The organism is Ensifer sp. SL37, from assembly GCF_026672675.1.
Taxonomy (GTDB): domain Bacteria; phylum Pseudomonadota; class Alphaproteobacteria; order Rhizobiales; family Rhizobiaceae; genus Ensifer; species Ensifer adhaerens.
This window is the reverse complement of the sequence record NZ_JAPPRN010000002.1, coordinates 167,572-194,547: the sequence shown is the minus strand read 5'-3', so window position 1 is coordinate 194,547 and position 26,976 is coordinate 167,572. Positions and strand designations below refer to the sequence as shown.

Genomic DNA, 26,976 nt, shown 5'->3' with positions numbered 1-26,976 from the left:
ATGCACACGGATTTCGTGGCCGGAACTGATCAGACTCTCCGAAGGAACACTGCCGCACTCATACAGTCGTCTGATGAGTGTTTCAGGGCAGCGCAGGCGGCTGGTCTCGTCGGGATTTCTGCCTATCCAAACCAGGGCCGGGGAGTTGAACTACATTCAGCGAACGACGCTGGGCGCAATATCGTGGATTTCGTCCGATGCTCATATCTCGGATTGGACAATCATCCCCGGATAGTCGCCGGGGCAGTCGAAGCGCTCGAGAGATATGGAAACCTGCACTGGTCGTGCGCAAGAACACGTCTCAATCTCAAGATCGCCTTTGATCTTGAAGATGCTCTGTCAAAACTATTTGACGCTCGGGTCATCGTGTACTCGACTGTCCTTGCAGCAAACATGGGTGCCTTGCCGCTTCTTGCCTCCGGCCATCTGACCAACAGAGAGAAGCCAATTGTCGTTTTCGACAAGCTGGCGCATGCAACTCTTGCGTTTCACAAGGCGACCGTCGCTCTTGAGACAGAAGTCCTGACGATAGCGCATAACGATATCGAAGCACTCGAGCGCGTGTGTCGAACGGGCAAAAAAGTGGCCTATGTCTGCGACGGCGTCTATTCCATGGGCGGCTCAGCGCCAATCCGGAAGCTCCAGGATCTGCAGAGCAGGTATGGCATGTTCCTCTATATCGATGATGCGCATGGTATTTCGATCTTTGGCGACCGAGGCGAAGGATTTGCCCGCTCCCAGGTTGACGGTCCTCTTGGGGACAGCACAATTATCGCAGCTTCGCTGGGCAAGGGCTTCGGTGCGTCCGGCGGATTGCTGATGCTCGGCACGGAGCGACAGGAAGAACTTTTTCGCAGATACGCGATCGCTCACGCATTCTCCGCGTCTCCCAACGTCGCCGCTCTTGGAGCGGCCATGGCCTCCGTAGCGATTCACGAGAGCTCGGAACTGGGGATCAGGCAACGCCGATCGATCCGGGCGACATCGTTCTTGGCGATCGCGCCTATGCTCGCGCCGCCCGCCGCCGACATCAAAAACGCGCAGATGGCAAAGCAATGCATCCAGAGGTGGCTCGGGAAAATTGGACAGGTCGTTAAGTGGAATTTCTGGCTGAGAGCGGCGAGAGTGCCGTAACAGGAGAATCACTTGAGCAGACGACCCCGCCGAAACCACAGCGCAGCCTTCAAGGCGCGTGTAGCCCTTGCTGCGATCCAGGGGGAGAAGACGTTATCGGAGCTTGCGCAACAATACGACGTTCACGCCAACCAGATCACGACGTGGCGAGATCAGGCGCTTGCGGGCATGACGGCGATCTTCGACACGGGATCAAAGCCGTCGGAGCCTGCGGTGGATGTAAAGACGCTGCACGCCAAGATCGGGGAGCTTTCGCTGGAGAACGATTTTTTATCCGGCGCGCTCACCAAGGCGGGACTGTTGGGGAGCGTAAAGAAATGATCGACCGCGATCACGAACTGTCCATCACCCGCCAGGCCCGAGCTTTGGGGATCAGTCGCAGCATCGTCTACTACATGCCACAACCGGCGTCGCCGGCGGATCTTGCGCTGATGCGTCGGATCGACGAGCTGCATCTGGACTACCCGTTCGCGGGCAGCCGGATGCTGCAGAAGCTTCTGACGCGCGAAGGCGTTTGACGTCGGTACCGACTGCATGTGCGGACCCTGATGAAACGCATGGGGATCGCGGCGCTTTACCGCAAGCCGCGCACGTCAGCACCCGGCGATGGGCACAAGATCTATCCCTATTTGCTGCGCGCTCTGAAGGTCGATCGGCCCAACCAGGTCTGGGCAACGGATCTGACCTACATCCCGATGGCGCGCGGGTTCTGCTATTTGATCGCCATCATCGATTGGTTCACGCGCAAGGTTCTGTCGTGGCGGTTGTCGATCACCATGGACGCTGCGCCATGCGTCGAGGCTCTCGAGGAAGCGCTGGCCTGCTACGGCAAGCCCGAGATCTTCAACTCGGATCAGGGCAGCCAGTTCACCAGCCACGACTTAACCAAGGTGCTGCTCGATCACAAGATCAAGATCAGCATGGACGGCAAGGGTGCCTGGCGGGACAATGTCTTCGTCGAGCGGCTGTGGCGGTCGGTGAAATACGAAGAGGTCTACCTCAAGGCCTACGACAGCGTCCGCCAGGCCCGTGCATCGATCGGAAAGTATCTCGACTTCTACAATCAGAGACGGCCACATTCGAGCCTTGACGGCAAGACTCCGGATGAGGCCTACTTAACCCCGACACCGCTGCCCGAAGCGGCTTAACCACAGGCAGGATTCCACTTAAAAACCGGGAAGACCTGTCCAAACAAACCGAGCCACCTCTATCTGCGCCGGCCGGATCTCGCCGCTTAGAGGATCGATGATGGGTACGGTCTGTCCGGCATAATCGGTCTGTATCGCCGCGCCGGCGGTGTGGCGATTGCGGAAAGTCGCATTGGTTCGCTGTTCGAAAACGGCAAACCGCTCGCAGAACCATGTGTATCCATAGCCATTCGGGTGCCGCTCCCGATATTCCTGCCATAGCAGTGTCAGCGTACGCGTCCGAGGTGGGTCGCCTTGTAGGAATTGTCGGATTTGGCACTGACTGTCCTTATTGACGTCAATACGGACAGTGCGGAATGGAACGACTTGAGATTATCGATGGCGGCCGGCGGCGACGCTTCAGCAAAGAGATGAAGCTGCAGATTGTCGCGGAGAGCTATTCGGAACCTGGCTTGTGTGCGACGACGGCGCGGCGACATGGAATATCGCGTTCGCAGTTATATGAATGGCGCCGGCTCGCACGAGCGTGGCAACTGGATGTTGCGTCGCCTGTGGGCGGCTTTGTGCCGGCGCTGCTTGTCCCAGAGGTAGAGCCGGTAGCAGGGTCGTTGCCGAACGCCGGCCGGATGGAGGTTGTCAGCGCCAACGGTCGTCGTGTGATCGTGGACCGCGATGTCGACGTTGAAGCGCTGCTTCGGATCATGCGCGGACTGGAGGCGCTGCGGTGAATCCGTTTCCGATGGGAACAGGGGTCAAGGTCTGGCTTTCGACGGGCTATACGGACATGCGCTGTGGCTTTCCCTCTCTGGCGCTTCGGGTGCAGGAGGTTCTGCAGCATGATCCGTTGTCAGGGCATCTCTTCGTCTTCAGGGGCCGCAGATCGGATATTTTGAAGATCATCTGGCATGATGGTCTGGGCGCCTGCCTTTTTACCCGGCGGCTGGAGAAGGGCCGGTTTATCTGGCCGAATATGGAGGGCGGGGCGGTCGCGATCTCACCGGCGCAACTGTCCTATTTGTTGTCCGGGATCGACTGGCGCAATCCGCAGGAAACCTGGCGTCCGACACGGATCGGATAGCATTATTGCATTGAAAATATTGAATGAATCTGATCGAATGGCTTCATGACTTCGAAGCCTGTGGATCTTCCTGCGGACTTTGCGAGCGCCTATCTGGCGCTGCTTTCCGAGCGTGAGATGTTACAGGCTGAACGTGATGTCGTTGTCGCCGAGCGCGACACCGTCGTCGCTGAACGGGACATTGCGGTGGCGCAAGCCGCCAATGCGCAGGCCATGTTGTCGGACAGCGAGGCTTTGATCGCCAGTCTGGAACTGGCGATCGAGAAGCTGAAGCGCGAGCTGCGCGGTACGGCGTTCCGAGCGCACGGCGCGCCTGATCGACCAGATGGAATTGCAGCTCGAAGAGCTGGTAATGGCGGCGTCGGAGGATGAAGCCGCAGCGCAAGCGGCTGCCGCCAAGACCGCGAGCGTGCGTTCGTTCACGCGCAAACGGCCGCTGAGAAAGCCGTGGCCGGAGGATATCGAACGCGAGCGCGTGGTGATCGATCCCCCGACCACCTGTGCCTGCTGCGGTGGCTCGCGCCTGTCGAAACTGGGCGAGGACGTCACCGAGACGCTCGAGGAGGTTCCGCGCCGGTTCAAGGTGATCGAAACGGGAGTGTCAGGAATTCTGTGCGGTGGGCCATGATGATGAAAAGGAGCGAATCATCACATGGCTATCGAAAAAGAACTTCTGGACCAACTTCTTGCTGGTCGTGATCCATCCGATGTTTTCGGCAAGGACGGCTTGCTGGATGACCTGAAGAAGGCACTGTCGGAGCGTATTCTCAACGCCGCGCTTGATGAACATCTCGCCGTCGATCGCAGCGAAGGACCGTCGGGCAATCGGCGGAATGGATCTTCGAAAAAGACGGTGCTGACCGGTACCTCGAAGATGACGTTGACCATCCCGCGCGACCGGGCCGGTACGTTCGACCCGCACCTCTTGTTCGCAAACGTCACCGGGCATCATCGTGCTGTAAATTGTATTCCAGTCAATCAGCCGGCCATCAAGCGACGTGAGCCTGACATTGGACCAGGCCATACGCACGATGAAGTCCGCCCCGGCGGACACGACTTTATGGAGCGCCGGAGCGCGAGCATAGGCGCGATCGCCAAGAACGATGTCGCCCGGATCGATCGGCACGCGTGAAAAGCTTTCGCCACCGTGAACATCAGTGAATTCCAGATGCGTGAAGCGGGCGAGAGCGGGCTCATATGTCGCATGAAGCCGGAAATCCGTGCCAGTGCTGCCGGGCTGCGAGATGGAACTACCATCAACAATACGTAGGCGGCGCGCAGCTGTGGTGCGTGCCGCGTCTGAAGCATTGCGGAGCAGCGCTCCGGCGATGTCCCCCGAGCTATGACGGAAACTGGGTGATGACGGTTTGATGAGGGCGGCGTATCGAGGCGGGTGACAAGCCTGCCAGAACCTCATGAAAGAGCGATACGCCATGAAGACAGATAGCACTGTTGTTTCCTTTCCGCATCCCGAGACGCTCGATGATCCCCTGACATCGGTTCTACGCGAAGGCGCGCGCCGGCTTCTGGCACAGGCCGTGGAGGCGGAAGCCGAGGCGTTTCTTGCGGCCATGGCCAGCGAACGCCTGAGCGATGGGCGGGACCGGGTGGTGCGGCACGGCCATGGGCCTGAAAGAACGATCCAGACGGGGATCGGTCCGGTTGCGGTGCGCCGCGTCAAGCTGCGCGACCGGGCTTTGGAGACTTGCGGCGAGGATCGCGTTGAGCAACGCGCCGATGATGACACGGGCAAGACCGGGGTGGTCTTCCAATGTTTTCAGATCCACGTTGATGAAAACGTCCGCGTGTCCGGTGGCAATCTCTCCGGTTGAGAACGTCGAGCCGGATACAAGTGCGGCGTAGTTTGAGTAGGACAGCCAATGCGTTTCCCTAACCGCGTTTGCATAGACGCCCGAAAAAGTCTCCGGCGTCATGTTCACGAAGGCCGCAACGTTCTCCTTCACGAAGTCGGAATCCGAATTGTCATAGATTGTTTGCAACCGCTCGCGAAGCTTCGGCTCCGGTTCGGAGAGGTTCTTGCGTACCTGACGCAAAGTTTGGTCCGCTTTGTCAGTGCGTCCCGACAGGCACACATCGGCGATCAGAGCCGTCAACAACTGTAGCGCTGACGCGCGAAAGAAGTCATCGCGCACGCCACGTACACCACCGCTTTCGCTCATGATCCAGGAAGCGACCGACGCAATATCCTCTTCCTTCGTTCCACCAAACCGACCGACCCAATCCAACGCGTTGAATCCTGTCTCCGGGGCCATTGGATCGAGGACGAAGACGTCCCGGTCGGCGTCTCGCCTATGCTTCGAGACTATTGGCGCTACTTCTTTCGACGGATCAAGGATGACTACCGAGCCACCCCATTTGAGTGCCGTCGGGATCGTCACTGACGTCGTCTTGAAGCCGCCGGATCCGGCGAATACGATCCCGTGTGAGGAGCCGAATGACCCGTCGAAGCAAAGGAGCGGCGATTTGCCACCGGCACCCCAGGTGTCGGGACTATCCGCGCGAAACGGCTGTGCTGCAGTGCTATCCTTATCGACCCGGTAAAGCTCTCCGACAACGATTCCTCCGGATACGGGAAAAAGCCTTGCGGCCGATGCGAGCTTCATCCAGTCCGCTTCTCCATGAAGTGCCCGTCTTCCGTTGACACGCTTCGGTTCTGGACGCGCAAAAGCGGCGTTGCCGATCAACACGACCCTCAAAGCGAAAGACGCCGCCATCAGCGCGATCGCAGCGCCGAGCACTGTTGCGGGGTCAAGAGAGGCCGCCAGGTTCTTGCCTGCCGGCATCTTCCCCGCAAACGCGGCAAGACGTACCGCTTCACGCAACGCAGCGATCAGGATTGTTGCACCGCTCCCGGCAACGACACCCCAGCCGGAAAAGCGGACACTTGCCGACCCAGCAGACGCGAATAGGAAGACGACACCCACCGCCGACGCTGCAATATACGGCGCAGAAATTCCAACGCGACCAAGAGCGACCTTTGTCGCTTCCGTGTTTCCGAAGCCTTGAAGCCAAGTCTCCATTCCGGTCGTGACAAAGATGGCGGTCACCATGAGTGCGACCGGTGCGACGACCAACAGGGTCCTAGTCGCCGTCATTGCTGAAGGCCTCCGCACCGATAGCGATCAGCCTGGTTCGCTCGCCTTCATCGTATTTGAGGCGGCGAGCGAGTTCGATGAGCGCGCCCAGGATAAGCGCGCGCTTCTCGTATCGCAGACCTGCTTTGACGATCAGGTCGCCAAGTTCGATCTTGTCGCGCGTGTCCTTTTTGCGCGCCTTTGAAGTCGTAGTGCGGCGCATGCGCTCAAGCCTCGTGACCGCTCCCCGAAGTCGCGCCAGCCGAGACCGTCGCACTTTCCGTCGTGGCCGCGACGCCAACCCCTGCCCGCCCCTTTCCGTTCGATCCGACTTTGCCTCCGCGAAAGTGTTTGGCCATATCCTCGAAGGCCTTCTGAAGATCCGCCTCCTCGATCTCGATTTCACCGAGTCCGGCCTTGAGTGCGATGCGACCGATCCGTTCGGCTTCACGCGTCTCGGCGTGCTTCAGCTGTTCCTGAAGCTTGGCGATTTCTTCGCGGATCCTGGAGGAGGGCTTCTTCATTTACGGTTGTCCCTGTCTGATGTTGTTTGGATTGAACAGCATCAGGTTCCTTCAGATCGGCGTGCCGATCCACTAACAGAAGTGCGAGTTGGCGCAGCCAACGCCTTTGATCATGATCCCGGCCGTTCCGAAGGAGCGGATCCGAAGGGCGCAATTATACGTCGTTGACGCGACGCTTTGCTTTTTGGCCCAGCGGGGCCGCCGCTCACGACGAATGTATTGAATTCGCTCGATCACAGGAACTTTCGTAGCGATGGCCGCTCCGCATTTTTCCGTCAGTATCGTCGCACGCGGCTCCGGCCGAAGTGCGGTGCTGTCGGCGGCCTACCGGCACTGCGCGAAGATGGACTACAAGCGTGAGGCCCGTACGATCGACTACACCCGCAAGCAGGGACTTCTGCATGAGGAGTTCGTCATCCCCGCTGATGCGCCCGAATGGCTGCAATCGATGATTGCCTATCATTCGGTGTCCGGCACCTCGGAAGCCTTCTGGAACAAGGTCGAGGATTTCGAGAAACGCTCGGACGCCCAGCTTGCCAAGGACGTGACCATCGCCCTGCCGATCGAACTTTCGGCCGCGCAGAACATCGAGCTCGTGCGGGATTTTGTTGAAAGACATATTACGGGTCAGGGCATGGTGGCGGACTGGGTCTTCCACGACGCGCCCGGCAATCCGCATATCCATCTTATGACGACATTGCGGCCCCTGACCGAAGATGGGTTCGGTTCGAAGAAGGTTGCTGTCACAGGTCCGGACGGCAAACCGCTTCGTAATGATGCTGGCAAGATCGTCTACCAGCTTTGGGCCGGAAGCCTCAACGACTTCATTGTGTTTCGAGATGGCTGGTTCGCCTGCCAGAACAGGCATCTTGCGCTCGCCGGCCTCGACTTGCGCGTCGATGGCCGCTCCTTCGAGAAGCAGAGTATTGCGCTCATGCCCTCAATCCATCTCGGCGTCGGTGCCAAGGCCATGGAGCGCAAAGCGACTGGTTGCGGAGAGGTGGCAGCGCTCGAACGGTTGGAGCTCCAGGCGGAACGTCGCGCCGAGAATGCGCGTCGGATCCAGAGAAATCCTGGTATCGTGCTCGACCTGCTCACCCGTGAGAAGAGCGTTTTCGACAGCCAAGACATCGCGAAGATCTTGCATCGCTATATCGACGACGCCGGCCACTTCCAGAACCTGATGGCGCGCATTCTGGAGAGCCCGGAGACGCTGCGGCTGAATCTCGAGAGGATCGACTTTGCGACGGGTTTGCGCGCCCCGGCGAAATACACCACCCGCGAGCTGATCCGGCTGGAAGCCGGAATGGCCAATCGCGCGATCTGGCTGTCGCAGCGGTCCTCGCATGAAGTTCGCCGGCCAGTGCTCGACGCGACATTTGCACGTCATGACCGGTTATCAGACGAACAGAAAACGGCGATCGAGCATGTCGTGGGTAAGGCACGCATCGCTCTTGTCATCGGCCGCGCCGGTGCGGGCAAGACGACTATGATGAAGGCGGCGCGGGAGGCGTGGGAAGCCGCCGGTTATCGTGTCGTCGGCGGCGCACTTGCCGGTAAGGCGACCGAAGGTCTGGAGAAGGAAGCGGGCATTGCCTCGCGCACGCTTGCGTCCTGGGAAATGTGCTGGGGCAAGGGTCGCGAGCAACTCGACGACCGTTGCGTTTTCGTTCTCGACGAGGCGGGCATGGTCTCATCGCGGCAGATGGCGCTGTTTGTCGAAGCCGTCACCAGTTCCGGTGCCAAGCTCGTTCTTGTCGGCGATCCGGAGCAATTGCAGCCAATCGAAGCGGGCGCCGCCTTCCGGGCCATCGCGGATCGGATCGGTTATGCCGAGCTCGAAATCATCTACCGCCAGCGCGAGCAGTGGATGCGCGATGCATCGCTCGATCTGGCGCGTAGCAATGTCGGCAAGGCGGTCGAAGCCTATCGCGCCAACGGCAGGATGATCGGCGCAGAACTGAAGTCGGGGGCAGTCGCAGCTCTCATTGCCGACTGGAACCGCGACTTCGATCCTGCGAAGTCTTCCCTGATCCTCGCTCATCTACGGCGCGACGTCCGGATGTTGAACGAATTGGCGCGGGCCAAGCTCATACAGCGCGGCATCATTGAGTCGGGTGCCACATTCAAGACAGCAGACGGCGATCGCAGTTTCGCAGCGGGCGACCAGATCGTCTTCCTGAAGAACGAGGGATCGCTGGGCGTCAAGAATGGCATGCTGGCCAAAGTCGCCGATGCGGTTCCCGGTCGCATCGTTGCGGAGATTGGCGACGGCAAGCATCGCCGCCAGATCTCGGTGGATCAGCGCTTCTACAGCAATGTCGATCACGGCTACGCGACCACCATTCACAAGAGCCAGGGTGCCACGGTCGACCGGGTGAAAGTACTCGCTTCCCTCTCGCTGGATCGTCATCTGACCTATGTGGCGATGACGCGCCATCGCGAGGATCTCGGCGTCTATTACGGCCGTCGTTCTTTTGCGAAGGCCGGCGGCCTGATCGCGATCCTGTCTCGCAAGAATTCGAAGGAAACCACGCTCGACTATGTGAACGGCAGCTTCTACCGCCAGGCCCTCCTTTTTGCGGAAGCTCGGGGATTCCATCTCGTCAATGTCGCGCGGACTTTAGCGCGAGACCGGCTCGTTTGGGTTGTCCGGCAGAAGCAGCGGCTCGTTGAGCTCGGCGCTCAACTGTCTGCCCTCGGCAAAGCTTTGGGCCTGTCCCCAATCAAGAAATCATCCGAAACAGCGAGCGCCATCAACGAGGCAAAGCCCATGGTGTCAGGAATTAAGGTATTTCCAAAATCGCTTGAGCAGACGGTAGAGGATAGGCTTGCAGCCGATCCCGGTCTGAAGAAGCAGTGGAAGGAAGTCTCATCTCGCTTCCACGTTGTCTACGCGGAGCCGGAAGCCGCATTCAAGGCGATCAATGTCGACGCCATCCTTGCGGACGAAGCTGCCGCGAAGTCCGCGATCGCGAAGATCAACACGGAACCGGAAAGTTTTGGTGCGCTCAAGGGCAAGACAGGCATGTTCGTGAGCAGCGCCCACAAGCAAGATCGAGAAAAGGCGACTCTGAATGCCCCCGCTCTCGCGCGCAATCTGGAACGCTACCTGCGCCACCGCGCGGTGGCCGAGCGCAAGCACGAGACGGAGGAACGGTCGATCCGCGCAAAGTTCTCGATCGACATTCCCGCCCTCTCGCCGTCCGCCAAGCAGACACTCGAACGGGTTCGAGATGCGATCGATCGGAATGATCTTCCGGCGGGTCTGGAGTTTGCGCTTGCCGAAGGACAAGTGAAGGCGGAACTCGATGGTTTTACCAAGGCGGTGTCCGAGCGGTTTGGCGAACGGACCTTCCTCACACTGGCTGCGAAAGAGCCGAACGGCGAGACGTTCCAGAGGCTGACGTCGGATATGAACCCATCGCAGAAGGGCGAGGTCCAATCTGCTTGGAACGCCATGCGGACCGCTCAGCAGCTCGCCGCGCATGAGCACACCATGACTGCCTTGAAACAGTCAGAGACATCTCGTCAAACGAAGAGCCAGGGGCTCTCACTGAAATGATCCTTGCTCTATTTGGACATTCGGGTCGGCCATCACGCGCAAGCGTCCGGTCGAGGAGTTTTCTGGTCGTCACCCTGGCAATTCCGATCATTGTCGGCTTGGGCGGGCTCCTCGGTTATCGTGTGAACCTGACACCAAGCGAGCCGTTGGGCGTCTGGCGTATCAGGCCGCTCGAGCGGCCGGCAGCCCGCGGCGATCTCGTCTTCATCTGCCCTCCGCAGGCGAGGTCTATGGAGATCGCGCGCCAGCGCGGTTATCTGAGGGCGGGACTTTGCCCAGGCGGTTACGCTCCGCTTATCAAGACGATCGTGGCCTTGCCAGGCCAATACGTTCAGATCGGTCACAACGTCACCATCGACGGTATTCCCGTGTTGAGCTCCACGCTTTCATCGAAGGACGGGGGAGGCCGACGATTGACAGCTTTCAGTGGCGGCAGCGTGCCGTCGGGCACCGTGTTCCTGCACTCTGGTTTCCGGGGCTCCTTCGATTCTCGCTACTTCGGCCCGGTGCCGGCGTCGGGCATCCTCGGTTTGGCAGAGGAGGTTATCACTTATGCCCCATAATTGGTTCCGACCTCTCCTGCAGGTCATCAGTGCTGCGGCCGTCGGATGGGTTGGCTGGAGCGGTGAAGTGCTGCTGCTGCCGGTCTCGGCATTATTTCCCGCACTCTGGTCCACGGCGGAAAACAGAGCGCAGGCCGCGCTGGTTTCCACCGCTTACTTTCTGTCGGCGTCGCGTGGCTTGCCGCAAGGCGTCGCAACGTTTTACGCGTCCGACCTCTGGCCCGGATTGATACTGTGGTTGATCGCCTCGAGCGCCTTCGTCGTCGTCCATACGTCCTGTTGGACCGGAAGAAGTGGTTGGCGGCGCGGGATTTTCTATCTCGGCGCATCCGTCCTCATGGCGGTCCCACCATTTGGAATTCTTGGCTGGGCGCACCCGATCACCGCCGCAGGCGTCGTGTTCCCGGGATGGGGTTGGTCGGGACTGGCGCTGATGGCAGCCGGCCTCGCCGTCATGACGACTTGGCTTCGGCCGGCTGCAGCCATAGCCTTGATGAGCTTCTGGCTCTGGTCCGCCGCTGAGTGGACGACGCAGAGTTTACTTTCGGGTTGGCATGGTGTCGATCTTGATTTCGGCGCCTCCCTCGGTCGCGTGAGCAATCTTGACCGCCACCGTGCTCTTGCAGCAACGGTCCGGGCAGCAAACCAAGGCCAAGGTTCGGTTGTCGTTCTTCCCGAGAGCGCGCTCGGTTTCTGGACGCCGACGGTCGAACGCCTCTGGAACCATGAGCTGAATGGAACCGGTCTCATCGTGCTCGCTGGCGCAGCGGTCTTGAATGACGATGGATACGACAACGTCTTGGTGTCGATTTCCGAAAAGGGTGGTGAAGTCGCTTATCGTGAGCGAATGCCGGTTCCCGGTTCCATGTGGCAGCCGTGGCGGGCCTGGACAGGGGGAGACGGTGGCGCCAAAGCACATTTCTTTGGCGATTCCGCCGCCTTCGTTGGCAATACCCGCATCGCTCCCCTGATTTGCTACGAATTGCTTGTCGCCTGGCCGGTCCTGCAATCGATGCTCCGTGATCCCGACGCCATCGTCGCCGTCGGCAATGGGTGGTGGACGGCTGGAACCTCAATCGTCGACATTCAACGCGCCAGCGCTCAGGCCTGGGCACGGCTCTTCGACAAACCTCTCGTCATTTCCTTCAATACCTGAACCGGGAGATCGCATGATGGACATTGCGTTGATCAAAGAATGTGCCGACCCCTCACTCAGGCCGGCGATCGTAGAGAAGTTCGTTGAGGCAGCCGGCTCGCCCGATCCGCTTACCATTACCGTGAATTCGGGCGGGCGATTGATCCTCGTGCCGAAGGCGACAACAGCGGACAGCGCAATGGAGATCATTCGGCAGAATGTAGGGCGCGCAGTCGTTCGCGTGGGCCTAACGCAGTTTCCGGCAGGAGTAGTCTTGAAAGAGGCGTACGAACTGAAATCCGACCTCGTCGAACCATGTGCGAACCTGCGAATGGGCACGCTGATGTTTGCGAAGATCCTGCGGATCGTTGCCAAATGGTACGGCAATCCGAGGAGCGATGACGTCTTTCCGCAGATTTTCGAGGATGCGGTCTATGCCTGGAAGACGGGAGAGTTCGAAGGCGTAAGCGTGTTCGAGGCGGAGGACCCGGGAGGTTCAATCGAAATGCCGAAGCAAAGCAAAGTGCATTCTATCGATGATGAGGAAGCAGCAATGACTATACCCGCGAACGGGACGAATGAGGATCTTGGACGCGCTGGAATTCGCATTGACCTGTCCCGCATCGGCGGAAATTGACATTCATCCCGTTCCCTGTGTCGTCAGAATGGCATTGTGATATCTTCGCCGATCTGGATGGCGCCGTACGTGAGACAGTCCCTAAGGCGGTCCAATCCCTCTTTCCTCATCATGCCAGCTCCGGCGCGAATGGCTTCCTGCCATTGCGGACCGCGTTCCCACGCCTCGTTGTATACGAGGGCTAGGTCCGATGCCCTCCTCGTCTGCTGCAGGGCCTCGAACAGAAGTTCGGCCTGTCGGATATCCTTGTCCCGCTTCGCAGCCCCCTGCACGTCGTTGTGTCGGCGGCTGGCGACGATGAGCTTATGAACGGCATACCGCTCGGGGGCTGGGACAGTCACAGGGACACCGGACTTGTGAAGCAGCATTGTCCGCACCGGATCGCGGATCAGGAAATCGAGAAAACGCAGCGGATCGGCACGAGCTCCACCCAGAGCTGGCATCTTAGCGGGCTGGTCGAGGTAATCGTCTGAGCCGCGGTTCGATGTCAGAAACTCGACTCTGTAGCCGTTGGCGGTTCGGAAAGCGGACGAGGACGCGGCGCCCGATCGATGGGGCACCGGGATGAAGGTGGGATCCACTGACTGCAGCAGTTCGAGCATCGGCGGCAGGGTGTCTTCAACCTCACGAGAGATGGCGTAGTCCTGTGCGATGTCCGCATCGCCTGTGAGGAGCGCGGCCATCGGCAGGCGAACACCGAGGATTCCGGCGTAAGTCTGAAAAGCTACCGTGCCGATGAGAACGCCCCGCAGCCGAAATAGGCCTGCAGCCGACAGCGCCTCGACGATATCGCCCGTCATTGAATCCGGAGCGATCATGCCTCCTTCGCGGGTCAGCGACGCCACCATGCGCCTGCGGGCGCGAAGGTCGTCTTTCTCTCGCTTGTGGGTTTCGACGCGCTTTGCGATGTCCGGATCGTCCGCAGGACCAACGTAGCGGCGTGTCCTGCCCCCAGTTCCATCAGGGATATCGAAGTACCAGTAGCGGCGATCTTTCACTGTGACCGGCGTGAACCTGCCCTCAGGGGGGAAGTCGGCCGTCCATGCGGCGTCGAGCGAGCGTTGGCCGAGTTCGGCCAGCATGGTCTGGTACATGAGGTCGATTTGCTTCATTGGCGGGCTTTTTTCCTCGGATTTCTGTCTCTCGATTGCGTAGCAGGATAGGCAAGCCGCTTGTCGCCGAGCGGATAGACCGCCACTGGCTCTCTCTTCGGGAGGATCTCGGCTTATTTTTCACCGGACTCCGCTGCCCGTGTCGCATTCCTCGACGTTATACCGTTTATCAAAAAAGGTATAACTGGATCGGAATCGAGGGTCAAGGATAGGACTGATGTTTGTCGAAAAAATCAACGTTATACCTTTCCACAAAAAAGGCATAACCCTTCGTCCAAACACCCAAGACCGTTGTGGCGTTTGAGTCCAAAGCATAAAATTAGTGCGATCCAGATACTTGATATTAGTGTTTGTCGAAGGCGCCAAATAAAAGCGGAACAATGCACGGAAATAGCAAGCCGCTGACCGTGCGCCGTCGCTCAACCTGCGGAAATCGATCAACAACCGACGAGGTTCGTCTAATGGCCGTGCTCAGCTAGCCCTTGTAATGAGATGGGAAGATAATGTCCTGGTCAACGAGAACGTTGAACCTGTAGCCCGGCCTGATCCGGATTGTCGGCTGCACGTTGAGATTCTTGGAGATCGTCTGCTCGGCGACGCGTCCGAAGGTTTCTGCGAAATTCCTGCGCGCTGCGTCCGAGGCGCTATCCTGTGTCGCAAGGGTCGAGCTTTCCGGCATTGAAGCATCGATCCCGGTGCCGATGAGCGCAATAAGCGCCGCCGATCCGAATGTTCGCCAGAGGTGCCGGTCGACCCGGTCTCTAAAGCCGCCATAGCCCTCGGCATCTGTGCCGGCCATGCCGCCGATCTGTAGTGTTGAGCCATTCGGAAGAATGAGATCGGTCCACACAACGAGCACGCGCTGCTGGCCGAACGACACCTTTGAATCGTAGCGCCCGAACAGTCTTGCACCTTGCGGGATCAACAGGCGGTGCCCGGTTGCGCTGTCATAGACGTTTTGGCTGACCTGCGCTGTGATCCTTCCAGGTAGGTCGGAGTTCAAGCCCGTAAGCAAGATAGCAGGAATGACTGAGCCGCGTTTCAGCTCATAGGGAGAAAGCGCCGGCACGACCTGGTTGGGCAGGTACCCGAGATCCTTGATGTCCTGATTGAAAAAGTCTTCCTTCGATGTTTGTCCATTTGGATCGGCATTCTGGCCCATCGCACTGGACTTCATCGCAGCTGCATAGAGGTCAGAAGCGCTATTGGGGGCGCGACTTGAGCTCTGGCTGCCGCTGACACGATCAGCCGCAGACGTCCGAGCGTTGGAGACGTCAACAGTCAGAGGTGAATCCATTGCGGTAGCACGCGCCTGCAGGCGGGCCATTCGTTGGCGCTGGGCTTCCCGGATATATTGTTCGTCCTGCTCGCGCTTCAGTCGAGCTTTCCAGTCTTCCTCGGACTCCAGCCGTTGCCGCTTGCTATCGCGGACCTCTGCTTGCCGCTCGATGTCCGGCTCCCTCGCCTGCTCTTTCTCGACAACGGCTGGCGTCGGCTGGACGCTTTCTTTGCCTTCAGGCTCCCCGATAATCCCGTCCGGCACACCGCGCTTCAACTGGTCTCCGAAATTCGTAGCGCTGCCGTTTGCCGCGCTTTCAAGCTCATTGGCTCGATTGAACGATAGTCCGCGCCATGAAAGTCCAATCACGACAACGCCGAGGAACAGCGCAACGATCATGACTGTGACGATGACTGGCAGCCGGTTGAGGCGGAGCTATGGTCGGAAATGGGTGACGAGGCCGATCAGGCGGCGCGATGGTCAGGGGTCGTCGTTTCGGCGACACCGTCGGTGAATTTGACGCCGGCGATGACCTTTGGCAACTGATTTTCGCCCTTCAGCCGGCGCCAGGTTTTGGCGGCGCTCATGACGAGCTTGAAGACCATGAGCCGTGCTGTGTTGTGGGACAGGCCTCCCTTGGTTCGCACCGTGCGGTGCCTGACGGTGGCGAAGACGCTTTCGATCGGGTTCGAGGTGCGCAGATGGTCCCAGTGTTCGGTACTGGGAAGTCGAAGAAGGTCAGCAATGCCTCGTGGTCCTTCGTCAGGCAGTTGACGGCCTTGGGATATTTGGCCTTGTATTTGTCGACGAAGACGGCGATCGCGACCTCGGCGGTTGCCCGATCCGGGGCATCGCGGACCTCCCTGAGATCGGCCTTCATGTTCGGCTGCACCGACTTCGGCACCTTGTTGAGGATGTTGAGGAGCTTGTGTTGCCAGCACCGTTGATGGCGGGTCGAAGGGAATATCTCCTCCAGCGCCTTCCAGAAGCCGAGCGCGCCGTCGCCCACGGCAATTTCTGGCGCAATCGAAAGCCCGCGGGCCTTCAGCCCGACGAGCAGCTCGCGCCAGCTCTGGGTGCTTTCGCGCACGCCGACCTGAAAACCGACAAGTTCCTTCTTGCCTTCCGGCGTCGCGCCGATGACGACCAGCATGCAAGCGGCATCGTCCTCCATGCGTGCCTGAAGATAGACCCCATCGGCCCAGATGTAGACGTAGCGGCGGGCTGACAGGTCGCGGCGTTGCCAGCGATCATAGTCGGCCTGCCACTCCTCCTTCAGCCGGCCAATCACCGAGGGTGACAGGTTCGGCGCGTCCTTGCCGAGCAGCGCGGCAAGCGCCTCCTGGAAATCGCCGGTCGAGATGCCGCGCAGGTAAAGGACCGGCAGCAGGGCGTCGAGGCTCTTCGTGCGTCGTGCCCACTTCGGCAGGATCGCCGACGTGAAGGTGATGCGATCCTCGCCGCAAGTCTCCAAAGCCCGGTCGCGCAGCTTGACGCGGCGCACCGCAACCGGACCGATCCCCGTCTGGATCGTTCTTTCAGGCCCATGGCCGTGCCGCACCACCCGGTCCCGCCCATCGCTTAGGCGTTCGCTGGCCATGGCCGCAAGAAACGCCTCGGCTTCCGCCTCCACGGCCTGTGCCAGAAGCCGGCGCGCGCCTTCGCGTAGAACCGATGTCAGGGGATCATCGAGCGTCTCGGGATGCGGAAAGGAAACAACAGTGCTATCTGTCTTCATGGCGTATCGCTCTTTCATGAGGTTCTGGCAGGCTTGTCACCCGCCTCGATACGCCGCCCTCATCAAACCGTCATCACCCAGTTTCCGTCATAGCTCGTTGAGGCGGCGCATCCCATGCTGATCGTCGCCATTAGGGGATGCACCGAGCTGTAGCGATTGAACCAAAGTCGCCTCCTGTCATCCGCGCTGCATGATCGAAAGCGGGCTCGTCGGCGTCGCGCCTGTCGCAGTGGGCGTGTAGGCGCGGCCAAGCGAGATCGAGGACGTGGTCAGCCGCGCGAAAACCTGGCCGTCGATGCTATCGATTGAATAGGCGAGTTCTATCGGGTTCTGATCCTTGGCAGCTTTTCCATCGGCAACGATCGTGTGCCCCCACCCCTTCAAGGCGGCCTCGAGCGCGGCCGCATATGCGGACGGCTCTCCCTGCAAATTGATGGTGGCCGCGCCGGCGGACCTGATTTGCTCGGCAAACCTGCTCGCCATGTCGCCTGCTATCGCGCTTGCAGCCGGCCCGGTGATGGCGATCGGCGCACCTATCACCGAGTGCTGTGGATCGGCGGTCTGGCAGCTTGCAAGAAGGGGTGCCGCAACGAGAGCGGCGAAAAATCTTGGCACGGTTCAACCTCCTCGCCTGATCGTGATTTTCTGCTGACGCCAGCCAACACCAGAGACAAGGATTGCCCGATCGATGGTGTAGTCGACGATCATCATGTCGTTCTTCATGCGGTAATTGACCACGCGGTTCTGGCCGCCGCTGACGACAAAGAGAACCGGTGCATCCTGCCCGGCGATGGAACGTGGAAAGTGGATGTAGGTCTTGCGGCCATCGGAATAGACGCGCTTCGGCTTCCAAGGCGCGCGTCCGCTTACCGTATATGAAAAAGTCAGCACCTCGGGCGCCGCCGACCCGAAGCTTCCGGCCTCCAGTCGTGAGTTGATATCGGCGAGCTTGTGCGCGACATCCTCCGGATACTCAAACCCCACCCTGGCCATATATTGGTTCGGATGAGACTTCAGCTGGATGTGATAGGTTCGCCGCGACGTCGTGACGACCATTGAGGTCACGAGGCCAGGTTCGGATGGCTTGACGATGAGATGGATTGCCTGCCCGCCGGCAGCACCTGATGTCGCCGGCTCGACCTTCCATCGGACCGTATCGCCAACGAGTACGTCGCGAACGATCTCGCCGCCTTGCAGTTCGATATCGCAGACTTGGAGCGGCGAGCAAACCACCGAGGGCTGGATTTGCCCAAAGAGGAAGATGACCTTGCCGTCGGGCCCCTTTGTAACGAGCCCCGGCGCGCCACGCCATTTGGCGGATAAACTCGTGCCCTTTGCCTCGCTCGTCGTCATATCTTGCGCGAACGTGCCGCCGACAAACGCGAGCCCGGCCATGCAGCCTGCCGCCGCCATCAATACTGATTTGTGCATTTGAATGTCCCTGCCCTTAAAGCTGCGCGGTCCAGTCGAAGTCCTGGACGTAGAGGCCAATGGGATTGATGCGGATGATCGCCTCGTCCTGCGGCGTCGTCAGCGTGACAGTTGCGATCCCGCGGAACCGGCGCGTGCCGGATTCCTTGCCCTTGCGGTCGCGCTCGTATTCCGTCCAGTCGATTTGGTAGGTCTGGTTCGAAAGCGCGACAACGTTGTTGACCTCGATGGCCACGGTCGACGACTTGGCCTTCTCAAACGGCGAGTTGCCGCGAAACCATGAGTTGATCTTTTGGGTAGATGGATCCGATGTGCGAAGGAGGGCGTAAGTGCGGTCTATGTACTGCTTCTGGACCACTGCATCCGGGGAGATGCTCCGGAAGCTCGCCACAAAATTTGCAAGCGTCGCACGCACCACGCGCGCATCTGCATACTCTATCTGCTCCGGGAAACCCGCGGCGATCGGTGTGCCTAGTTTGTCGACCTCGACGATGTAGGGCACCAGCCGGACCTGGGTGCTCAAATACATTGCGTAGCTGAATCCGATAACAGCCATGGCAAGCCCGAGAATGCCAACGATGCGCCACGCGGCGGCCGCCTTGACATAGGAGCCGTATCGCTCGGACCATTCCTGACGCGCAGCAAGGTACGGGTTTTCGGGGGCGCGGTTTGCTGCCATAGATAAATTCCTTTGTGACACTATTCATCGTTTCGCTCAGGCATCGCCTTGCTCCGGCCGGCGCGCCCGCGTGCCTTGTCGAGTTTCGCGTTGGCAAGTCCGAGCAGTGACCCGGCATAGGCACCAGGCGATCCGATCGCTTTCTCTTTGGCGGCAGACCCCATTGCCTTTCCACCGGAGCCGAGAGCGGCTCCCATCCCGCGAAGCGCTGAGGCGGCGGTCGTTGAGCCGCCGGCGCGAGCGGACTGGGCCGCTGCGGTGCCGGCGCCGACCGCACCGGCTGCCAGTGACGCCGCACCGGCGGCGAAAGAGGCAGCTTGGCCACCATGACGAATTGTCTCCATTCCACCAGTCACAGAGGCCCCCTGGACCAGCCCTTGTAAGATGTTGGGCACATACATGGCGATGATGAAGACGACGACGGAGATGCCGGCTATGGCAAGTGTCGTGATGAATTGGTCGGACGTTGCGGTTGGCGCTCGCGCCAGTCCGAGCAGCACGTTTGATCCGATATTTGCGATCATCACGAGGGACATTAGTTTCATGCCGACGCCGAAGGCATAAACGAGGTAGCGTACCGCGAAATCCTTGGTGAAGGACGAGCCACCAAGACCGAGCATGATCATGCCGGCGAGCAGACCGACATACATCTCGACCATCACTGCGACGAAGATCGCGGCAACGAGCGAGAAGCAAATAACCACGACCCCCATGGCGAGAACCGCGGCGACCGCCAGTGCGTTATCCTCGAAAACGCCGAATTTGGCCTGCTGCGACATCTGAGAAGCAACGCGAATGCCTGCATCGAAGACTTCGGCCGGCGACGCCGATCCCCCGCCTGCCCCAATCTGAAAAAGACTATCGACCACTGCTCTGGCGAAGGTCGGTCCCTGATCAAGAACGAAGGCGAAAAAGCCGACGAACATAATCCGCCGCGCGAGTTCGGCGAACCAACCGTCGAGCGATGCCGCCTGAAGGGCCAGCCAAACGGCGCATATCCCGATCTCGATAGCCGCGAGGATCCAGAACAGGGATCGCGCCGCGTCTATGATGGTGGTCTCCCACCCTTTGGCGGCGACGACGACCTGGTTTTCAAGCTCCGTCAGCACCTGGCCCGCTTGGGCATAGACAGGCGCCGCGGCCACAAGGGCAATCACGCACCCTAGGATGAGTGTCCGGTCCGATGAGCGTGTCACCATCTCGGTTTCATCTCCTGCCCCTTTTTGATCGGAGGCAACTCTGTGCTGGAGCCGAAAAAACTCTCGCGCGCCTCTCTCTGTTCCTCGGACATGACGCGCTGACCAGAGGCGAACGTGTTGAAGACGACGGCTGTAACGGCTGATAGGACCACAGCGGCGACGACTAGCCCCACAATTGCAATTGTGCGGTTCACCAGCGGGGCTCCATCTCTTGACCTTCAGGAATCTCCTTCACAGGTGCGTCGAAGAACCTTTCCCGTCGCGCCTGTGCCAGATCCTTGTCGGTCTGTTCCGACTGAAGCCACGTGCCCATCATCGTCATCTGCTGCGAGACGAGACCGCGCAGTTTCTGCATCTGGCTTACCTGTTGTGCAGCGATCTGATGACCGACTTGCAGCGCCTTCATCTGTCCGTCCGCGGACTGTGACATCGACCGGATCTCGTCCATGGTGCCCTCCTCCGTATCGAACTGGTCGGCGGTGAGGCTTGCTGCCCTCAGAGTGCCGGCGATTGTGTCGCGGTTTGTCTCTGACCAGGCCCGGTAGGTCGACGAGAAACTCTCACCGCTAGGCAGGTTCTTCTTCAAGTCTGCGTAGCTCTTGAAGCGCTGCTGAAGAACGTCGTCCGCGTTACCCATCGAGAAGGCGATGCTTTGCCCATTCTCCACGATGCCGCGCAACTGGCTCAGGTCGCGCTCGACCTCGCCCCAGATATGATCAGGTAATCGCGCCGTGTTCTGGAGCATGTTGTCGTAAATCTTCAGCTGGTTCTGGATTTGCTCCGCCAGCTGGCTGATCTGGGTCAGTTGGTTGTCGACCTGCAGGCCACTGCTCTTGAGGAGATCGACGAGCTGAGCGTTGTTGGCAAGCTGCGTCCATTCGGTGGCAACGCCCGTTGCCGAGCCGGAGCGTGCCGGCAGCGGGGACAAGGATGCCATGGCAATGGCGGCTAATACCGGAACCACCCTATTCGATATTGAGCAGTGACGCAGCATCCTGAACTCCTCTCGTTTTCAGCCATTGGGTCGGCCAGTCCCGGCCATGTTCCGATCTGAGCGCGCGAATGCGTTTGAGGTCCTCCTTGCCGGACGCGCCAACGAAGCTGAGCGCAAAAGGACCCAGCGCCATATCGAAAAGCCGGCGGCCCTCGGGCGTAACCACGTAGTATTCGCGCTTTGGAGTGGCCATCGAAACAATCTCGATCTGCCGCTCGTTGAAGCCAATCCGCTCGTAGAACGCTCGAGTGCCGGGTTCCCGCGCAGCACCGTTTGGAAGGCAGATCTTGGTTAGGCAGGATTCTTTCAACACGTCGATGATGCCAGAGCGCTCAGCATCCGAGATCGACTGGGTCGCGAGCACAACGGCGCAGTTTGCCTTCCGCAAAACCTTGAGCCACTCACGGATCTTGTCGCGGAAAACCGGGTGGCCAAGCATCAGCCAAGCTTCGTCGAGCAGTATCAAGCTTGGGGATCCGTCGAGACGCTTTTCGATCCTTCGAAACAGGTAGGTGAGCACTGGAACGAGGTTGCGCTCTCCCATGTTCATGAGCTGTTCGATCTCGAAGCATTGGAGCGATCTTAAACTGAGCCCGTCATGCTCCGCGTCGAGCAGGTGGCCCATCGGACCGTCAACCGTGTAATGATGCAGAGCATCCTTGATCTCACGAAGCTGAACGCCTGAGACAAAGTCAGACAGCGAACGTCCGGGCGCACTGGCCATGAGCCTGATTTGCCTGGCGATCGCGTTGCGAAGGTCCGGGGTGATCGTGACGCCTTGAAGCGCCACAAGCATCTCGATCCACTCGGTCGCCCAAGCGCGATCTTCGTCGGTGGAGAGCTCCGAAAGCGGGCAGAACGCCAGTGCCCTCCCCTTCCCGTCGCTGCCGATCTCATAATGGTCGCCGCCTGCGGCAAGTGTCAGCGGCAGAAGTGAGTTTCCTTTGTCGAAGGCAAAGATCTGGGCATGTTCATAGCGTCGGAATTGCGCAGCGATCAGCGCCAGCAAGGTCGACTTGCCGGAGCCAGTGGGGCCGAAAATCAAAGTATGACCGACGTCATCGACATGCAGGTTCAACCGAAAGGGTGTCGAACCGCTGGCGACCTGCATGAGAGGCGGCGAGTTCTGCGGATAAAACGGGCTCGGGGCTACCGGATCACCCGACCAGACCGAGTTCAACGGGATGAGGTCAGCGAGATTGTTCGTGTTGATCAGAGGCTCACGGATGTTACAGTACCAGTTGCCCGGCAGGCTTCCGAGGTAGGCGTCCGTCGCGTTTAGTGTTTCGATCCTGGCGCCGAAACCCTCGGCCTGAACCAGCCGGCGGACCGCCTCCGCCTTTTCTTGTAAGGCTTCTTTGTTGCCATCGAACAACACGACGACAGTCGTGTAGTAACCGTAGGCGACCAGTTGCGACGATGCCTGGGCGATGGCGTCCTCAGTCTCCGCCACCATGGTGAGAGCATCCTGATCGACTGATCGGCTCTGCGTCTGGAAGAGCTGATCGAAGAACGACCGCACCTTCTGCTGCCATTTCTTCCTCGTCCGCTCGAGTTTCTGTCGAGCTTCCTCCGCATCGAGGAACACGAAACGCGACGACCAACGATAGGCCAGCGGCATCAGGTCAAGACTGTTCAGGATTCCCGGCCAGCTCTCAGCAGGAAAGCCATCAATCGCGACGACGCCGAGGAAGCGGTTTTCAACCATCGGTGTCAGCCCGTGCTGAAGCTCGGCCGTCGCGATCCAGTCCAAATACATGGGGACGTCTGGGAGGCGGATTGGATGGTTTTCGCCGGTAATGCAAAACCGGGCGAACTGAAGGAGTTCGTCATAGTGGGCTGTTCGTGCGCCGCCTCGATCGGCGATGGCGCGGGTTCGCATTCTGTGCAGGGATAGGGTGTTTGCGAAGTATTGCTCGACCTCGCGAACAGCGTTCTTGAACGCGATGAGAACCGTGTCGGCGTAGGACTTCTTGCGGCTCTTTTCGTCGGAGTATATATATTTGCTCAGCACCGCTTTCCTGGACTCCGGCGGCCGATACGTGAGCACCAGGGCGTGCTTGCTCTCGAAATGCCCGTTGTCGCGCGCGAAATGCATGCGGCGTTCCGCATCGATTGCCCGCGTAACCGGGTCCGGAAAATGGCAACGTTCTTGCGACGGGTAGTCGACGGTTGGAATCCGGATTGCTTCGACCTGGATCATCCAACCGCTGCCCAGCCGCGACAGGACGGCGTTGATCTGGCGAGAGAGCTCGTTCCTCTCCTGATCTGTCGCGCTTTCCAGGTCTGGCCCGGCAAAGTACCAGGCGGACATGAGGCTTCCGTCTTTCAAGAGAAGGACGCCGTTATCCACCATACCGGCATAGGGTACGAGGTCAGAAAACGAAGGGCCTTTGGCCCTGAATTGCTTGAGCGCGACCATGCTCGCCTCCTCAATACTTACGCCACGGCGAGGCGGTTGGTCTGTAAGAGGGTCTATAGGAAATGTGGCGGAGGTAGACCTTCCGCATCAGCGGATCCGACTTGGCCATGATGCGTAGCGCGCCAACGACCATGATCCATACAGCGATCCCGAAGAGCGCCGAATAGATCGTTAACACCACGAAGATAAGGATGACGGCGGCAAGGCCTGTAATCAGCACCAGTTCGCGATCTGCACCAAGCAGAAGGTTTGGTCGGGAGAGGGCCCGATGTATACGGTTGCGTTGAAGACCGGTTTCAGCCACGCGCCGCCTCCCAACTTCCATCCGAACGCACCGATTCTGCCTGCGACTCCGACAGTGCGATGGTGGCTCCGGTGGCGCCGAAAAGGGCGACGATCTGTGTGGCACCGAGCAGGACCCCGGCGACCAGGACCACATACACCAGCCGTCGTGCGAAGTCGTTTAGCTCGCCACCAAAGATCAGCATGCCGCCGGCGATGGCGACTGCCGCGAGCGCGATATAGCCGGCGACTGGACCAGTGATTGACTCCTGAATCTGCTCAAGCGGCCCTTCCCATGGAAGTCCTCCGCCCGAGCCGGCGACCGCGGGGCCAGCAACAGCGATTGCAGATAGTGCAACAATGCTGAATGGAAGAAATCTGCGGTTAGGCTGCATTGCGTGCTTCCTCGGCGTAGGGCTCGATCTGGTACTGGCCGCCGGCAAATCGCTCGACGTGAAGGATTTCCGGGACGCGACGCCCCTTCGGTGTCCGCTCGATCGAGATGATCAGATCGACAGCGTCCCCGATCACCGCCTGCATCGGTTGCTGGCTGACCTCGGTAAGTAAGCTGCTCGAAACGCTGAAGCGCAGAGCGCGCCGTGTTCGAGTGTATCGTCGCAACGCCACCCGGATGGCCAGTGTTCCAGGCCTTCAGCAGCGTCAGAGCTGCTCCGTCGCGGACTTCACCGACAATGATGCGGTCGGGACGAAGTCGCATCGTGCTTTTGAGGAGACGGGACATGTCAACGGCATCGCTCGTGTGGAGGCAAACGGCATTTTCCGCTGCGCATTGGATTTCGGCCGTATCTTCAAGAATGATCAGGCGATCCTCTGGTGCCTGGGCGACGATTTCGGCAACGATCGCGTTGGCAAGCGTCGTCTTGCCTGATCCCGTGCCGCCGGAGATGACGATATTTAGCTTGGCGGCCACCGCACTCCGAATGACTTCGCCCTGTGTGGTCGTCATGACTTTGCTGGCGACAAACTCGTCCAGGGGGATGAGGCGTGCGGCACGGCGCCGGATCGTGAAGGATGGTCCCGACACAACCGGCGGAAGAAGACCCTCGAAGCGGTGGCCGCCAATTGGAAGCTCGCCCGTAACGATCGGGCGTTCGTCGTCCACCTCGCAGTTCAGTACATGAGCGACGGTGCCGATTACGGTTTCGGCCGCAGATCGAGACAGCTCGCCGGCCGTTTTGATGCCGTGCCCCAGGCGTTCGATGAACAGTTTTCCGTCGGGATTCAGCATGATTTCGACTACGCTTGGATCATCGAGAGCGACGCAAAGATGATCGCCGAGAGCGTTCTGAAGTTTGCTGATGAGGCGAGGAAGTGAGCGATTGAGGGGTGTCATCACGATGCAGCTTTCTGCTGAAGAGGAAACAAGACGATCGGACGACCGGAAGCGAATGAAAAGGGAACATCGGGAAGTTCGGTGTCGAAGCTGCACGTCCCGGTAGTTGCTCTCGGTCTGGGGGTGTCACGGCACGCAATCGGACTGGTTTCGCAACGAGTCATCGGGATGACAGGCATCAAGTAAATCTCCTATTCGTTTCGTCGGGGAGATTTGCAGCGTCGCGCGGATCAATCTACTCGCAGAAGTGTTAGTCGCCCCTCGCCGGGAGGATTGGCCCTTCGGGCAAAGCCTCGGCAGCAGCAGCATCTAACGCTTGGGTTGCGGCGAGTCGGAGAGTGTTTAATATTGTTTCGATCGACTGCCTATTGAACCGCGAAGCTAGAGCCCCCTCCGACCATGATGAAATCCAACCTGGATCACCTTCCCGAAGCCAAGCGGCGCCAGCTCGCTCGGGCATTGGAGATCCTGCGCGAGGAGTTCGACGATGCGCTGGCCGAAGGCGCTGCGGAGTTCAAGAAGAAGGGGCGCATACTCAAGGTCATCCTGTTCGGCTCCTATGCCCGCGGCGATTGGGTGGACGAGGCGCACACTGGCAAAGGATATCGTTCCGACTACGACCTGTTGGTCATCGTCAACAATCGCAAGCTGACGGATTTTGTCACCTACTGGAACAGCGCCGCTGATCGCTTGCTGACCGACAAAATGCTGAAAGGCGACCAAGTGCCGTTTATCGTGCATTCGCGGCGGGAGGTGAATGAAGAGCTCAAAAAGGGAAACGACTTCTTCTGCGATATCCGTCAACAAGGGATTGTGCTCTATGAACTTGACAGTGAGCCGCTCGCTGAGCCGCGACCGCTAAGCCCGCAGCAGCAACTTGATGTCGCGCGCGAGCATTATCAGGGCCGGTTGCCGCACGCCCTTGGATTCCTCAAGGTTGCACGGTTTTGCATATCTGAGGGTGATGCCGCACTTGCAGCGTTTCAGCTCCATCAATCCATAGAACACGCCTATTCGACCGTGCTGCTTGTCCTGAAGAACTATGGTCCGCCGACGCACAATCTGCGTTCCCTGCGCGGCTTTGCGGAAGAACTTGACCGTAGTCTGGCGGATGCCTGGCCCCAGGACCGCCAGCGCTATGTTGCCTGGTTCAACACGATAAACGAAGCCTATGTGAAGGCGCGGTACTCGAAGCACTACCAGATAACCGACGAGGCGCTCGCTTTCCTTGTCGAGCGCACGCAAGTCCTCCACGCGTTGGTCAAGAAAGTCTGCGAAGACCATCTCAATGCGCTCGAAGCTCTGGCTACGAAACTCGAAGGCTAGGTGGGGAGGATATGTTGGGTGAGCCGTTTCCCGGCAAGACCGTCAGGCAAAACGTATCCGTTGCAAATTCGGTCCGGCAGAAGATCGGATAGAACCATACGCGTTGCTGTATTCGCCTCATGTCTCAAGGAGTCGAAGAAGCAAAAACGATCCGGCGCGTCTATCCAGAGCCGAGCGTGAGTATCCGATGGCCCCGTGGGGCGAAGTCGATGGCGCTTGGCACGATCATGTTTGGTGACATCACCATTGTCGGCCTTAAGTCGAGCGCAGGAGCGCTGAGA

The 26,976-nt window shown here is 59.5% G+C and carries 21 protein-coding genes and 8 pseudogenes; 12 read left to right on the top strand and 17 right to left on the bottom strand.

The features are described 5' to 3' along the window. Both OVA00_RS08710 and OVA00_RS08705 read left to right on the top strand, forming a co-directional pair. The gene (locus tag OVA00_RS08710; protein ID WP_268088623.1) at positions 1 to 1,134 is read left to right on the top strand and encodes an aminotransferase class I/II-fold pyridoxal phosphate-dependent enzyme; all 1,134 of its coding nucleotides are present in this window, start codon (positions 1 to 3) and stop codon (positions 1,132 to 1,134) included. 12 nt (positions 1,135 to 1,146) lie between these two features. Then, positions 1,147 to 2,282 (top strand): annotated as a pseudogene (locus tag OVA00_RS08705) (IS3 family transposase). Between the two features lie 51 nt (positions 2,283 to 2,333). On the opposite strand, the pseudogene OVA00_RS08700 reads toward OVA00_RS08705, so the two are convergent. After that, positions 2,334 to 2,555 (bottom strand): annotated as a pseudogene (locus tag OVA00_RS08700) (IS21 family transposase); the annotation flags it as partial. Between the two features lie 83 nt (positions 2,556 to 2,638). On the opposite strand from OVA00_RS08700, the gene tnpA reads away from it, so the two are divergent. From tnpA to OVA00_RS08675, 5 genes and pseudogenes are all read left to right on the top strand, one after another. Beyond that, a complete protein-coding gene (tnpA, locus tag OVA00_RS08695; protein WP_250806925.1) occupies positions 2,639 to 3,010 on the top strand; it encodes an IS66-like element accessory protein TnpA in 372 nt (123 codons plus the stop codon). Then, positions 3,007 to 3,360 carry an IS66 family insertion sequence element accessory protein TnpB gene (gene tnpB / locus OVA00_RS08690; RefSeq protein ID WP_018237843.1) on the top strand — a complete coding sequence of 118 codons (354 nt, stop codon included), beginning with the start codon at positions 3,007 to 3,009 and terminating at the stop codon, positions 3,358 to 3,360. Before tnpA ends, tnpB begins: the two co-directional genes overlap by 4 nt. Positions 3,361 to 3,405: 45 nt before the next feature. Next, positions 3,406 to 3,955 (top strand): annotated as a pseudogene (locus OVA00_RS08685) (IS66 family transposase zinc-finger binding domain-containing protein); the annotation flags it as partial. A 57-nt stretch (positions 3,956 to 4,012) separates the two neighbouring features. Beyond that, positions 4,013 to 4,288, top strand: a pseudogene (locus OVA00_RS08680) (transposase); the annotation flags it as partial. 505 nt (positions 4,289 to 4,793) lie between these two features. Beyond that, a pseudogene (locus OVA00_RS08675) lies at positions 4,794 to 5,084 on the top strand (IS256 family transposase); the annotation flags it as partial. Here OVA00_RS08675 and OVA00_RS08670 read toward each other — a convergent pair. The 3 genes and pseudogenes from OVA00_RS08670 to traC all read right to left on the bottom strand — a co-directional run. Beyond that, a pseudogene (locus OVA00_RS08670) lies at positions 5,076 to 6,476 on the bottom strand (type IV secretory system conjugative DNA transfer family protein); the annotation flags it as partial. The pseudogenes OVA00_RS08675 and OVA00_RS08670 overlap by 9 nt on opposite strands. Beyond that, positions 6,463 to 6,678, bottom strand: a complete 216-nt coding sequence (gene traD / locus OVA00_RS08665) for a type IV conjugative transfer system coupling protein TraD (protein WP_058328780.1) — start codon at positions 6,676 to 6,678, stop codon at positions 6,463 to 6,465. The pseudogene OVA00_RS08670 and the gene traD, both read right to left, overlap by 14 nt. A gap of 4 nt (positions 6,679 to 6,682) precedes the next feature. Next, entirely contained in the window at positions 6,683 to 6,979 is a 297-nt protein-coding gene (gene traC / locus OVA00_RS08660) for a conjugal transfer protein TraC (protein WP_060520078.1), read from the bottom strand. A gap of 253 nt (positions 6,980 to 7,232) precedes the next feature. Between traC and traA the strand changes: the two genes are divergently transcribed. Genes traA through OVA00_RS08640 form a run of 4 tightly spaced genes read left to right on the top strand, consistent with a single transcriptional unit; the run spans position 7,233 to position 12,879 of the window. Beyond that, entirely contained in the window at positions 7,233 to 10,544 is a 3,312-nt protein-coding gene (traA, locus tag OVA00_RS08655; protein WP_268088622.1) for a Ti-type conjugative transfer relaxase TraA, read from the top strand. Further along, positions 10,541 to 11,107, top strand: a complete 567-nt coding sequence (gene traF, locus OVA00_RS08650) for a conjugative transfer signal peptidase TraF (RefSeq protein ID WP_082566384.1) — start codon at positions 10,541 to 10,543, stop codon at positions 11,105 to 11,107. The genes traA and traF overlap by 4 nt, the downstream gene beginning before the upstream one ends. After that, positions 11,097 to 12,263: a conjugal transfer protein TraB gene (locus OVA00_RS08645; protein ID WP_192439386.1), complete on the top strand. Its 1,167-nt coding sequence runs from the start codon at positions 11,097 to 11,099 to the stop codon at positions 12,261 to 12,263. The genes traF and OVA00_RS08645 overlap by 11 nt, the downstream gene beginning before the upstream one ends. A gap of 13 nt (positions 12,264 to 12,276) precedes the next feature. Continuing rightward, positions 12,277 to 12,879 carry a TraH family protein gene (locus OVA00_RS08640; RefSeq protein ID WP_029742461.1) on the top strand — a complete coding sequence of 201 codons (603 nt, stop codon included), beginning with the start codon at positions 12,277 to 12,279 and terminating at the stop codon, positions 12,877 to 12,879. Between the two features lie 23 nt (positions 12,880 to 12,902). Here OVA00_RS08640 and OVA00_RS08635 read toward each other — a convergent pair whose 3' ends face one another. The 13 genes and pseudogenes from OVA00_RS08635 to trbB form a co-directional block, all read right to left on the bottom strand. After that, complete coding sequence (locus tag OVA00_RS08635; protein WP_029742463.1) at positions 12,903 to 13,991, bottom strand: nucleotidyltransferase family protein; 1,089 nt, start codon at positions 13,989 to 13,991, stop codon at positions 12,903 to 12,905. A 475-nt stretch (positions 13,992 to 14,466) separates the two neighbouring features. Next, positions 14,467 to 15,669 (bottom strand): IncP-type conjugal transfer protein TrbI, encoded by a 1,203-nt coding sequence (trbI, locus tag OVA00_RS08630; protein ID WP_442780472.1) that lies wholly within the window; start codon positions 15,667 to 15,669, stop codon positions 14,467 to 14,469. A 65-nt stretch (positions 15,670 to 15,734) separates the two neighbouring features. Continuing rightward, positions 15,735 to 17,008, bottom strand: a pseudogene (locus OVA00_RS08625) (IS256 family transposase). A 177-nt stretch (positions 17,009 to 17,185) separates the two neighbouring features. Next, positions 17,186 to 17,623, bottom strand: coding sequence for a conjugal transfer protein TrbH (trbH, locus tag OVA00_RS08620; RefSeq protein WP_268088621.1), 438 nt, complete (start codon positions 17,621 to 17,623; stop codon positions 17,186 to 17,188). A gap of 3 nt (positions 17,624 to 17,626) precedes the next feature. Next, positions 17,627 to 18,439 carry a P-type conjugative transfer protein TrbG gene (trbG, locus tag OVA00_RS08615; protein WP_112975494.1) on the bottom strand — a complete coding sequence of 271 codons (813 nt, stop codon included), beginning with the start codon at positions 18,437 to 18,439 and terminating at the stop codon, positions 17,627 to 17,629. 16 nt (positions 18,440 to 18,455) lie between these two features. After that, positions 18,456 to 19,118, bottom strand: coding sequence for a conjugal transfer protein TrbF (locus tag OVA00_RS08610; RefSeq protein ID WP_060644937.1), 663 nt, complete (start codon positions 19,116 to 19,118; stop codon positions 18,456 to 18,458). A 20-nt stretch (positions 19,119 to 19,138) separates the two neighbouring features. Then, positions 19,139 to 20,317: a P-type conjugative transfer protein TrbL gene (gene trbL, locus OVA00_RS08605; protein ID WP_029742468.1), complete on the bottom strand. Its 1,179-nt coding sequence runs from the start codon at positions 20,315 to 20,317 to the stop codon at positions 19,139 to 19,141. Next, entirely contained in the window at positions 20,311 to 20,469 is a 159-nt protein-coding gene (gene trbK, locus OVA00_RS08600; RefSeq protein WP_318267773.1) for an entry exclusion protein TrbK, read from the bottom strand. The genes trbL and trbK overlap by 7 nt, the downstream gene beginning before the upstream one ends. A 38-nt stretch (positions 20,470 to 20,507) precedes the next feature. Beyond that, complete coding sequence (gene trbJ, locus OVA00_RS08595) at positions 20,508 to 21,311, bottom strand: P-type conjugative transfer protein TrbJ (RefSeq protein WP_029742470.1); 804 nt, start codon at positions 21,309 to 21,311, stop codon at positions 20,508 to 20,510. Beyond that, positions 21,283 to 23,733 (bottom strand): conjugal transfer protein TrbE, encoded by a 2,451-nt coding sequence (locus OVA00_RS08590; RefSeq protein WP_268088620.1) that lies wholly within the window; start codon positions 23,731 to 23,733, stop codon positions 21,283 to 21,285. Before OVA00_RS08590 ends, trbJ begins: the two co-directional genes overlap by 29 nt. A gap of 10 nt (positions 23,734 to 23,743) precedes the next feature. Then, a complete protein-coding gene (locus tag OVA00_RS08585) occupies positions 23,744 to 24,058 on the bottom strand; it encodes a conjugal transfer protein TrbD (RefSeq protein WP_060644942.1) in 315 nt (104 codons plus the stop codon). Further along, positions 24,030 to 24,410, bottom strand: coding sequence for a TrbC/VirB2 family protein (locus OVA00_RS08580; protein ID WP_113189234.1), 381 nt, complete (start codon positions 24,408 to 24,410; stop codon positions 24,030 to 24,032). Before OVA00_RS08580 ends, OVA00_RS08585 begins: the two co-directional genes overlap by 29 nt. Further along, positions 24,400 to 25,369: pseudogene (trbB, locus tag OVA00_RS08575) on the bottom strand (P-type conjugative transfer ATPase TrbB). Before trbB ends, OVA00_RS08580 begins: the two are co-directional and overlap by 11 nt. A gap of 399 nt (positions 25,370 to 25,768) precedes the next feature. On the opposite strand from trbB, the gene OVA00_RS08570 reads away from it, so the two are divergent. Beyond that, positions 25,769 to 26,695: a nucleotidyltransferase and HEPN domain-containing protein gene (locus tag OVA00_RS08570; protein WP_244495328.1), complete on the top strand. Its 927-nt coding sequence runs from the start codon at positions 25,769 to 25,771 to the stop codon at positions 26,693 to 26,695. Positions 26,696 to 26,976: the final 281 nt, after the last annotated feature.

Coding starts and splice junctions, on each gene's coding strand:
- OVA00_RS08710 (WP_268088623.1), top strand. CDS start 1: ATGCACACGGATTTCGTGGCCGGAACTGATCAGACTCTCCGAAGGAAC.
- tnpA (WP_250806925.1), top strand. CDS start 2,639: ATGGAACGACTTGAGATTATCGATGGCGGCCGGCGGCGACGCTTCAGC.
- traD (WP_058328780.1), bottom strand. CDS start 6,678: ATGCGCCGCACTACGACTTCAAAGGCGCGCAAAAAGGACACGCGCGAC.
- traC (WP_060520078.1), bottom strand. CDS start 6,979: ATGAAGAAGCCCTCCTCCAGGATCCGCGAAGAAATCGCCAAGCTTCAG.
- traA (WP_268088622.1), top strand. CDS start 7,233: ATGGCCGCTCCGCATTTTTCCGTCAGTATCGTCGCACGCGGCTCCGGC.
- traF (WP_082566384.1), top strand. CDS start 10,541: ATGATCCTTGCTCTATTTGGACATTCGGGTCGGCCATCACGCGCAAGC.
- OVA00_RS08645 (WP_192439386.1), top strand. CDS start 11,097: ATGCCCCATAATTGGTTCCGACCTCTCCTGCAGGTCATCAGTGCTGCG.
- OVA00_RS08640 (WP_029742461.1), top strand. CDS start 12,277: ATGATGGACATTGCGTTGATCAAAGAATGTGCCGACCCCTCACTCAGG.
- OVA00_RS08635 (WP_029742463.1), bottom strand. CDS start 13,991: ATGAAGCAAATCGACCTCATGTACCAGACCATGCTGGCCGAACTCGGC.
- trbI (WP_442780472.1), bottom strand. CDS start 15,669: ATGATCGTTGCGCTGTTCCTCGGCGTTGTCGTGATTGGACTTTCATGG.
- trbG (WP_112975494.1), bottom strand. CDS start 18,439: ATGCACAAATCAGTATTGATGGCGGCGGCAGGCTGCATGGCCGGGCTC.
- OVA00_RS08610 (WP_060644937.1), bottom strand. CDS start 19,118: ATGGCAGCAAACCGCGCCCCCGAAAACCCGTACCTTGCTGCGCGTCAG.
- trbL (WP_029742468.1), bottom strand. CDS start 20,317: ATGGTGACACGCTCATCGGACCGGACACTCATCCTAGGGTGCGTGATT.
- trbJ (WP_029742470.1), bottom strand. CDS start 21,311: ATGCTGCGTCACTGCTCAATATCGAATAGGGTGGTTCCGGTATTAGCC.
- OVA00_RS08590 (WP_268088620.1), bottom strand. CDS start 23,733: ATGGTCGCGCTCAAGCAATTCAGGGCCAAAGGCCCTTCGTTTTCTGAC.
- OVA00_RS08585 (WP_060644942.1), bottom strand. CDS start 24,058: ATGGAAGTTGGGAGGCGGCGCGTGGCTGAAACCGGTCTTCAACGCAAC.
- OVA00_RS08580 (WP_113189234.1), bottom strand. CDS start 24,410: ATGCAGCCTAACCGCAGATTTCTTCCATTCAGCATTGTTGCACTATCT.
- OVA00_RS08570 (WP_244495328.1), top strand. CDS start 25,769: ATGATGAAATCCAACCTGGATCACCTTCCCGAAGCCAAGCGGCGCCAG.